Annotated in this window: 8 protein-coding genes; all 8 read left to right on the forward strand. The window is 68.1% G+C overall.

Annotation, left to right across the window (positions count from 1 at the left end; genetic code table 11):
* Positions 1-311: CopD family protein (locus tag A612_RS00965; protein WP_019372749.1), on the forward strand; the 311-nt coding region annotated here is incomplete at its 5' end.
* A gap of 15 nt (positions 312-326) precedes the next feature.
* Positions 327-1,424, forward strand: a complete 1,098-nt coding sequence (locus A612_RS00970; RefSeq protein ID WP_019372750.1) for a VanZ family protein — start codon at positions 327-329, stop codon at positions 1,422-1,424.
* A 9-nt stretch (positions 1,425-1,433) separates the two neighbouring features.
* Positions 1,434-1,778 (forward strand): (2Fe-2S) ferredoxin domain-containing protein, encoded by a 345-nt coding sequence (locus A612_RS00975; RefSeq protein WP_019372751.1) that lies wholly within the window; start codon positions 1,434-1,436, stop codon positions 1,776-1,778.
* Positions 1,779-1,804: 26 nt separating this feature from the next.
* Positions 1,805-2,443: an alpha/beta hydrolase gene (locus tag A612_RS00980; RefSeq protein WP_019372752.1), complete on the forward strand. Its 639-nt coding sequence runs from the start codon at positions 1,805-1,807 to the stop codon at positions 2,441-2,443.
* A gap of 80 nt (positions 2,444-2,523) precedes the next feature.
* A complete protein-coding gene (locus A612_RS00985; RefSeq protein ID WP_019372753.1) occupies positions 2,524-3,687 on the forward strand; it encodes a D-alanyl-D-alanine carboxypeptidase family protein in 1,164 nt (387 codons plus the stop codon).
* 129 nt (positions 3,688-3,816) lie between these two features.
* Complete coding sequence (rpsL, locus tag A612_RS00990; protein ID WP_019372754.1) at positions 3,817-4,194, forward strand: 30S ribosomal protein S12; 378 nt, start codon at positions 3,817-3,819, stop codon at positions 4,192-4,194.
* Positions 4,195-4,356: 162 nt separating this feature from the next.
* Entirely contained in the window at positions 4,357-4,830 is a 474-nt protein-coding gene (rpsG, locus tag A612_RS00995) for a 30S ribosomal protein S7 (protein WP_019372755.1), read from the forward strand.
* An 80-nt stretch (positions 4,831-4,910) separates the two neighbouring features.
* Positions 4,911-7,019, forward strand: a complete 2,109-nt coding sequence (gene fusA, locus A612_RS01000; RefSeq protein ID WP_019372756.1) for an elongation factor G — start codon at positions 4,911-4,913, stop codon at positions 7,017-7,019.
* The last annotated feature ends 184 nt before the right edge of the window (positions 7,020-7,203 follow it).

Raw genomic sequence — 7,203 nt, forward strand, 5'->3', positions numbered from 1 at the left:
GCGAGCGGCTGCTGCTGATGGCGCGCAAGCTGCTGCGCTTCACGACCCTGCTGGCCGTGCCGGCGATCGGGCTGGGGCTGTGGCTGTGGCTGGGCTACGGCATCGGTCGCGGGCCGGGCAACGGCTGGCTGCACGCCAAGCTGGCGCTGGTGCTGGTCACCGTCGGCTACCACCACGTCTGTGCGCGGCTGCTGCGCGCGCTGGCCGAAGGGCGCGATCGGCACGGCCACGTGTGGTTCCGCTGGTTCAACGAACTGCCGGTGCTGCTGCTGGTGGCGGTGGTGGTGCTGGTGGTGGTCAAGCCGTTCTGAGGGCGCGGCGCGCGCATGCACAAGACGGTCGCCTGGCCGCTGGCGCTGATCTACGTCGCGCTGATCGTCTTCGCCAGCCTGTTTCCCTTCGAGGGCTGGCGCGCGCAGGGGGTCTCGCCCTGGGTGTTCCTCACGGCGCCGATCCCGCCGCCCTACTGGACCTGGTTCGACGTCAACATCAACGTGGCGGGCTACGCGCCGCTGGGCTTCCTGCTGGCGCTGGCCTGCATGCGCTCGGGCCTGCCGCGCGCCGCCGTGCCGCTGGCGGCGCTCAGCGGCACGCTGCTGTCGCTCGGCATGGAGTTCCTGCAGATCTACCTGCCGCGGCGCGTGCCGTCCAACCTGGACCTGGTGCTGAATGCGGCCGGGGCGCTGCTCGGCGCGCTGTCGGCGGCGCTGCTGGAGCGCTTCGGCGCCATCGCGCGCTGGAGCCGCTTTCGCGAGCGCTGGTTCGTGCCGCATTCGCGCGGGGCGCTGGCGTTGCTGGCGCTCTGGCCGTGGGCGCTGCTGTTCCCGGCGGCGCTGCCCTTTGGATTGGGCCAGGTGTGGCAGCGGCTGGAGGAGGCGCTGATCGGGCTGCTCGAGGGCACGCCGTTCCTCGCCTGGCTGCCCGAGCGCGCGGCGCCGCTGCGGCCGCTGGCGCCGGCCGGCGAATCGCTGGCCGTGGCGCTGGGGCTGCTGATTCCCTGCCTGCTGGGTTTTTGCGTCCTGCGCGACCGGGGCCGGCGCGCGCTGTTCGTGTTCGCCACCGCCGCCGTGGGGGTGGCGGTGACGGCGCTGTCGGCCGGCCTGAGCTGGGGGCCGGTGCACGCCTGGGAGTGGCTCACGCCGCCGGCCAGCGCGGGCGTGCTGCTGGGCATTGCGCTGGCCCTGGCGCTGGTGGCGCTGCCGCGGCGTGCCTGCGCGGCGCTGCTGCTGCTGGTGCTGATGCTGCATTTGGACCTGCTCAACGACGCGCCCACCAGCGCCTATTTCGCCCAGACCCTGCAGGCCTGGGAGCAGGGGCGCTTCATCCGTTTCTACGGGCTCGGCCAGTGGCTGGACTGGCTGTGGCCCCATGCAACCCTGGTGTATGTGCTGGTGCTGCTCTCGCGCCGCGAGGCCCGCTCCTAGAATCGGCGCATGACCCAACCAGCCCAGCCTCCCTACTTCCAGCGCCACATCTTCTTCTGTCTGAACGAGCGCACCAACGGCGAGAACTGCTGCGCCCAACACGGCGCCCAGCAGGCCTTCGACCACTGCAAGCGCCAGGTCAAGGCCGCGGGCTTGGCCGGCCCGGGCAAGGTGCGCGTGAACAAGGCCGGCTGCCTGGACCGCTGCCAGGGCGCGCCGGTGGCGGTGGTCTATCCGGATGGCGTCTGGTACAGCTACGTGGACCACGACGACATCGACGAGATCATCGAGTCGCACCTGAAGAACGGCCGCGTGGTCGAGCGCCTGCTGCTGCCGGCCGACGTGGGTCGCTGACCCCTCGCCGTCGCAGGAGCCTGCCCATGAACGCCCAGACCGAACGCCTGAGCCACACCGGCCCGGCCGGCCGCATCGAGGTGCTGCGCGATCGGCCCGACCCTGCCTTGCCGGCGCGCGGCACCGCCGTGATCGCCCACCCCCATCCGCTGTATGGCGGGACCATGGACAACAAGGTCGTGCAGACCCTGGCGCGCGCCTTCGTCGCCTGTGGCTTCGTGGCCGTGCGCTTCAACTTCCGCGGCGTCGGCGCGACCGAAGGCGTGCACGACGACGGCCGGGGCGAGCTCGAGGACATGCTCGCCGTGGTGCAGCAGGCGGCCCCCGAGGGGCCGATCGCGCTGGCCGGCTTTTCCTTCGGCGCCTTCGTCGCAAGCCACGCGGTGGCGCGGCTGTGGTCGGCGCGCCAGGTCGAGCGCGTGGTGCTGGTCGGCACGGCCGCGAGCCGCTTCACGGTCGCCGAGCTGCCGCCCGAGGCGCACCTGGCCTCGCTGGTGGTGCACGGCGAGCAGGACGACACCGTGCCGCTGGCGAGCGTCATGGACTGGGCGCGCCCCCAGACACTGCCGGTTACGGTTGTGCCCGGGGGCGGCCACTTCTTTCACGGACAATTGCCGCTCCTGAAGGATCTCGTGGTGCGCCACCTGCGCGCGCCGCTGGCCTGATGCGCCCGGCCGGTTGCGCCGGCCGCCGCTGTTTTTCCGGACCGCCTTGCGGTCAACACCGATCGAAGAACCCATCTCCCATGCCTTCCGCCCTGTCCACGCTGCGCCGCCTTGCCTGTGTTCTGCTCCTGGCTCCCACCCTGCTGTGGGCCCAGGCGCCCCAGCCCCCGGAGATCGCCGCGCGCAACTATCTGCTGATGGACGTGACGGCCGGCCAGGTGCTGGCCGCCAAGGAGATCGACGCCCCGGTCGAGCAGGCGTCGCTCACCAAGCTCATGACCGCCTACCTGGTCTTCGACGCCTTGCGCGCCAAGAAGCTCACGCTCGAGCAGAAGCTGCCGGTCTCCGAGCGCGCCTGGAAGATGCCCGGCTCGCGCATGTTCATCGACCCGAAGATGCAGGTGCCGGTGGACGACCTGCTCAAGGGCATGATCGTGCAGTCGGGCAACGACGCCACGGTGGCGCTGGCCGAGGGCGTGGGCGGCACGGTCGAGAACTTCGTGCGCCTGATGAACGAGCAGGCCAAGGCCTTCGGCATGAACGGCACGCACTACAAGAACCCCGAGGGGCTGACCGAGGCGGGCCACACGACGACGGCGCGCGACCTGGCCACGCTCTCGACGCGGCTGATGCAGGACTTCCCCGAGTACATGCATTACTACGCGACCAAGCAGTACCGCTACGAGGGCACGCCGGCCTCCAACAGCAACAACCGCAACACGCTCCTGTTCCGCGATCCGACCGTCGACGGCCTGAAGACCGGCCACACCCAGGCGGCCGGCTACTGCCTGGTGGCGACCTCCAAGCGCGACTTCCCGCAGGTCGGCCAGCGGCGCCTGCTGTCGATCGTGCTGGGCGCGGCCAGCGAGAACGCGCGCGCCAACGAAAGCCAGAAGCTGCTCAACTGGGGCTACACGGCGTTTGACGCCGTCAAGCTCTTCGACGCCGACCAGGCCGCCGCCACCCCGGCGGTGTGGAAGGGCACGCAGAACACCCTGAAGATCGGCCGCCCCGAGGCCATCGTCGTCACGGTCCCCTCGGGCAGCGCCGGCAAGCTCAAGACCGAGGTCGAGCGCAACGACCCGCTGATCGCCCCCTTCACCAAGGGCCAGACGGTGGGCACGCTGAAGGTGCGCCTGGACGGGCAGGACGTGGCCGAGGTGCCGCTGGTGGCGCTGGAGGACGTGGGCGAGGCCGGCATCTTCGGTCGCGCCTGGGATGCGCTGCGCCTGTGGATCAAGTGACGGGCGCCTTGCCGCGGGCCTTGCCACCGCGCCCATAAAAAGCTACACTTTCGGGCTTTTCGGAAATTTCCGAAGGGACTTACGTTTTCGCTTGTTTTCGCTTTTCACGTTTAGGGACGAACCACTGTAATGCCAACCATCAACCAACTCGTGCGCCACGGGCGCGCGGTCGAAGTTGTCAAATCCAAGAGCCCGGCGATGGAGAACTGCCCCCAGCGCCGCGGCGTGTGCACCCGCGTGTACACCACGACGCCGAAGAAGCCGAACTCCGCCCTGCGCAAGGTCGCCAAGGTGCGCCTGACCAACGGCTTCGAAGTCATCTCCTACATCGGCGGCGAGGGCCACAACCTGCAGGAGCACTCCGTGGTGCTGGTGCGCGGCGGCCGTGTCAAGGACCTGCCGGGCGTGCGCTACCACATCGTGCGCGGCTCGCTGGACCTGCAAGGGGTCAAGGACCGCAAGCAGGCGCGCTCCAAGTACGGCGCCAAGCGCCCGAAGGCCAAGTAAGCCCTTTCCCCATTTTCCGGTGCTGCCCCCGCCGCGTGGCGCGGTCCGGCGCAGCGTAGTGGCCCACAACGCACATGCCGTGCGCGGGTCGAGTAAGTGGGAGTCCTGATGGCTCTCGCGGTGCCTGAGATGGCGCCAACTGAAGCAAGATAGAGGTAAAAAATGCCACGTCGTCGCGAAGTCCCCAAACGTGAAATCCTGCCGGATCCGAAGTTCGGCAATGTCGAGCTGTCCAAGTTCATGAACGTGATCATGGAAGGCGGCAAGAAGGCGGTCGCCGAGCGCATCACCTACGGTGCGCTGGAGATCATCGAGAAGAAGCAGCCCGAGAAGGACCCCCTGGAGGTGTTCCTCACGGCCATCAACAACATCAAGCCGATGGTCGAGGTGAAGTCCCGCCGCGTGGGCGGTGCCAACTACCAGGTGCCCGTCGAGGTGCGCCCGGTGCGCCGCCTGGCCCTGTCCATGCGCTGGCTCAAGGACGCTGCCCGCAAGCGCGGCGAGAAGTCCATGGCGCTGCGCCTGGCCAATGAGCTGATGGAAGCCAACGAAGGCCGTGGCGGCGCGATGAAGCGCCGTGACGAGGTGCACCGCATGGCCGAGGCCAACAAGGCCTTCAGCCACTTCCGCTTCTAAGCCCACCCTCCCTCGCAATCCGGGAGCCCGACCCGTCCAACCGGCGGTCGGGCTCTCGGCGTTAACGAAAGACCATCACCATGGCCCGCAAAACCCCCCTCGAGCGCTACCGCAACATCGGTATCTCCGCCCACATCGACGCCGGCAAGACCACCACCTCCGAGCGCATCCTGTTCTACACCGGCGTGACCCACAAGCTGGGCGAGACGCACGAAGGCTCGGCCACCACCGACTGGATGGAGCAGGAGCAAGAGCGCGGCATCACGATCACCTCGTCGGCCGTGACCTGCTTCTGGAAGGGCATGGACCTCAAGCGCCCTGAGCACCGCATCAACATCATCGACACCCCCGGCCACGTGGACTTCACCATCGAGGTCGAGCGCTCCATGCGCGTGCTGGACGGCGCCGTGATGGTGTATTGCGCCGTGGGCGGCGTGCAGCCGCAGTCCGAGACTGTCTGGCGCCAGGCCAACAAGCACAAGGTGCCGCGCCTGGCCTTCGTCAACAAGATGGACCGCACCGGCGCGAACTTCTTCAAGGTCGTCGAGCAGATGAAGCTGCGCCTGAACGCCAACCCCGTGCCGGTGGTGATCCCCGTGGGCGCCGAGGACCACTTCCAGGGCGTGGTCGACCTCATCAAGATGAAGGCCATCCTCTGGGACGAAGCCTCCCAGGGCATGAAGTTCGAGTACGCCGAGATCCCCGCCGACCTGGTCGAGACGGCCAAGGAATGGCGCGAGAAGATGGTCGAATCGGCCGCCGAAGCCTCGGAAGAGCTGATGAACAAGTACCTGGAGGAAGGCGACCTGTCGGAAGAAGACATCATCGCCGGCCTGCGTCAGCGCACCATCGCCACCGAGATCCAGCCCATGCTGTGCGGCTCGGCCTTCAAGAACAAGGGCGTGCAGCGCATGCTCGACGCCGTGCTCGATTTCCTGCCCTCGCCGGTGGACATCCCCGACGTGTCGGGCACCGATCCGGACGACGAAGAGAAGAAGCTGACCCGCAAGGCCGACGACAGCGAGAAGTTCTCGGCGCTGGCGTTCAAGCTGATGACCGACCCCTTCGTCGGCCAGCTGACCTTCGTGCGCGTGTATTCGGGCGTGCTCTCCAAGGGCGACACCGTCTACAACGCCGTCAAGGGCAAGAAGGAGCGCATCGGCCGCATCGTGCAGATGCACGCCAACGAGCGCCAGGAGATCGACGAGATCCGCGCCGGCGACATCGCCGCCTGCGTGGGCCTCAAGGAAGTGACCACCGGCGACACGCTGTGCGACATCGACGCGCCGATCATGCTCGAGAAGATGGTCTTCCCCGAGCCGGTGATTGCCCAGGCCGTCGAGCCCAAGTCCAAGGCCGACCAGGAGAAGATGGGTATCGCCCTGTCGCGCCTGGCCTCGGAAGACCCGTCGTTTCGCGTGCGCACCGATGAGGAGTCGGGCCAGACCATCATCGCCGGCATGGGCGAGCTGCACCTGGACATCATCGTCGACCGCATGAAGCGCGAGTTCAACGTCGAGGCCAACGTCGGCAAGCCCCAGGTCGCCTACCGCGAGACGGTGCGCTCGAGCGTCAGCGACGTCGAGGGCAAGTTCGTGCGCCAGTCGGGCGGCAAGGGCCAGTACGGCCACGTCGTGTTCCGCCTGGAGCCCAACGAGCCGGGCAAGGGCTTCGAGTTCCTCGACGAGATCAAGGGCGGCGTGGTGCCGCGCGAGTACATCCCTGCGGTGCAAAAGGGCGTGGAAGAGGCGTTGACGGCCGGCGTGCTGGCCGGCTACCCGGTGGTGGACGTCAAGGTCGCGCTCACCTTCGGCTCCTACCACGACGTGGACTCGTCCGAGCAGGCCTTCAAGATGGCCGCCATCTTCGGCTTCAAGGAAGCGGCCCGCAAGGCGAACCCGGTGATCCTCGAGCCCATGATGGCCGTGGAAGTCGAGACGCCCGAGGACTACGCCGGCACGGTGATGGGCGACCTGTCGTCGCGACGCGGCATGGTGCAGGGCATGGACGACATCGTCGGTGGCGGCAAGGCCATCAAGGCCGAGGTGCCGCTGTCGGAGATGTTCGGCTACGCCACGCAGCTGCGTTCCATGACGCAGGGCCGCGCCACCTACACGATGGAATTCAAGCACTACGCCGAGGCCCCGCGCAACGTGGCCGAGGCGATCATCGCCTCGCGCGCCAAGTAAGCGGCGCTGCGCGAAACGGGCTGCCCCGCCGGCGGCCCGTTTCCGCCTTTTTTCCTGTCTGCGATCCGGTGCCGTCCCGTGGCCCTGTGCGGGGCGAGTCAGCAACCGGGTGCAGACGTTAAACCGTCACACAGGCAAGGCTCTTTTGGAGTACAGAAAATGGCAAAAGGTAAGTTCGAGCGTA

Source organism: Melaminivora alkalimesophila, from assembly GCF_000282995.1.
GTDB classification, from domain to species: domain Bacteria; phylum Pseudomonadota; class Gammaproteobacteria; order Burkholderiales; family Burkholderiaceae_C; genus Melaminivora; species Melaminivora alkalimesophila.

Bases quoted from the DNA above. Each gene is read 5' to 3' on its own strand.
- A612_RS00970 (WP_019372750.1), top strand. From the start codon at position 327: ATGCACAAGACGGTCGCCTGGCCGCTGGCGCTGATCTACGTCGCGCTG.
- A612_RS00975 (WP_019372751.1), top strand. From the start codon at position 1,434: ATGACCCAACCAGCCCAGCCTCCCTACTTCCAGCGCCACATCTTCTTC.
- A612_RS00980 (WP_019372752.1), top strand. From the start codon at position 1,805: ATGAACGCCCAGACCGAACGCCTGAGCCACACCGGCCCGGCCGGCCGC.
- A612_RS00985 (WP_019372753.1), top strand. From the start codon at position 2,524: ATGCCTTCCGCCCTGTCCACGCTGCGCCGCCTTGCCTGTGTTCTGCTC.
- rpsL (WP_019372754.1), top strand. From the start codon at position 3,817: ATGCCAACCATCAACCAACTCGTGCGCCACGGGCGCGCGGTCGAAGTT.
- rpsG (WP_019372755.1), top strand. From the start codon at position 4,357: ATGCCACGTCGTCGCGAAGTCCCCAAACGTGAAATCCTGCCGGATCCG.
- fusA (WP_019372756.1), top strand. From the start codon at position 4,911: ATGGCCCGCAAAACCCCCCTCGAGCGCTACCGCAACATCGGTATCTCC.